We start from the raw sequence: 1,614 nt of genomic DNA on the forward strand, positions 1-1,614 counted from the left end.
GTATGAGTAAAATTATTGTGGGAGGAAAAACAACCTTATAAGGCAGATAATGGAATCTGCTTGAATAAGAAGAATATTAAGCAGAAAGATGTAAGCAAAAAAATATGGAAAAGAGGGTCTCTCCTTGGTAGAATCATATTCGTGACAACAGATTCAAAGGAGTGAGCCCTCATGAAAAATATTAACACAAAATATCCGACGTTAAAAGAGATAGAACAGTTAGTTTGGAGGAATTTGCAGGAAACCTTTTCGACGGTCATGAAATTACTTTTAGAGGATTTTGATCAACAGATTATAGATAAACGAGATAAACAAAGATTTCATCTAAAAGATAAAAGAAAATTAACTATCGATAGCCTTTTTGGTGAGATAGAAATTAACCGTACATACTACCGTGATCGAGAGACAGGTGAACATGTCTACCTTCTTGATCGATATCTAGGTTTTGAAGGAGCCAAAGGGTTTAGTCCATTAGTGGAGGAAGCAGCTATTGAACTAGCTGTATCTGGACCTTCTTATCGAAAAGCAGCTAATACCCTTGAAACTATCCTTGGTTATCGGGTTATGAGTCATGAAGCTATTCGCCAGCATTTGTTGAGTGTGGAAGCTATTCAGAAAGAGAAACAATCAATTACTTCACCTGTATTATTTGTGGAAGTAGACGGGCTATATATAAAGCGACAAGAAAAACGAATCAAAGGCAAAGAAGAGAAAATAGCGGCGGTTCATCAAGGTTGGGAGGTTAACGGGAAGCGAGTCATCTTGAAAGAAAAGCGTCATTATATTCACCGGGGAGAAGAACCGTTTTGGGAAGGGTTTGAAAATTTCCTGATGGAAACATATAACTATGACCCTACGGTGCATCGTCTCGTTATAAATGGAGATGGAGCAGGATGGATTACCGCCTGTCGCAACTACTTTAAAGACCGAGCTTTCTTCAGTATTGATCGATTTCATATTGCAAGAGATGTTCGAAGATTATTTCGAGACCACCCTCGTTATCAGGCAATGCAGAAAGCACTAGCAGCTTATGACGGAGAGAAGCTGATTACAGAATTAAACAGTGCCGTAGGTACATTGAATGACGAAACAAAAGAGAAACGCTTAGAAGAACTTATCAAGCAGCTTGAACAGTATCCTGAGGCGTTAGGGGACTATAGAAAATGGTTAAAGGAACATGGGATTGATCCAACTGGAATGCGTCCTATGGGAAGTGCAGAAGCGACAATGAGTGTATTTGCAAAACGTATGAAAAATGGACGGAGTTGGGTTAACAAAGGAGCTAGTGCCATGATGACAGCAATGGTATCGATCCTCGACAAATTAGCTCTAAAAACACTATTTGGTCGAGTAGAAAAATGGTCAGAAGCCAAAGAAGAAAAACCACCAAAGCAGTATGTGAAAAAGGTAGTAAGAACCGTAGGTAAAGTTACACGAAACAATATTATGTATCTAAAGAATAAAGCGAATATCCCAGTATATGAAGTACTAAAGGAATTAAAAGGATTTTAAAAAATAATATATGATTTTACTTTGGAAAACCCATAAAATATGAATACGCTTACGTAAATGTGGATGGAATAAAATTCCTCCCACAAATACTTGACTCAGACT

General features: G+C 37.7%; 1 protein-coding gene. It reads left to right on the plus strand.

Annotated elements, in window-relative coordinates; all coding sequences use genetic code 11:
* Window positions 1-171: 171 nt before the first annotated feature.
* Window positions 172-1,512 (plus strand): ISLre2 family transposase, encoded by a 1,341-nt coding sequence (locus BEN26_RS13785; protein WP_069799794.1) that lies wholly within the window; start codon window positions 172-174, stop codon window positions 1,510-1,512.
* The last annotated feature ends 102 nt before the right edge of the window (window positions 1,513-1,614 follow it).

This window comes from Tepidibacillus sp. HK-1, assembly GCF_001748485.2.
Classification (GTDB): Bacteria; Bacillota; Bacilli; order Tepidibacillales; family Tepidibacillaceae; genus Tepidibacillus_B; species Tepidibacillus_B infernus.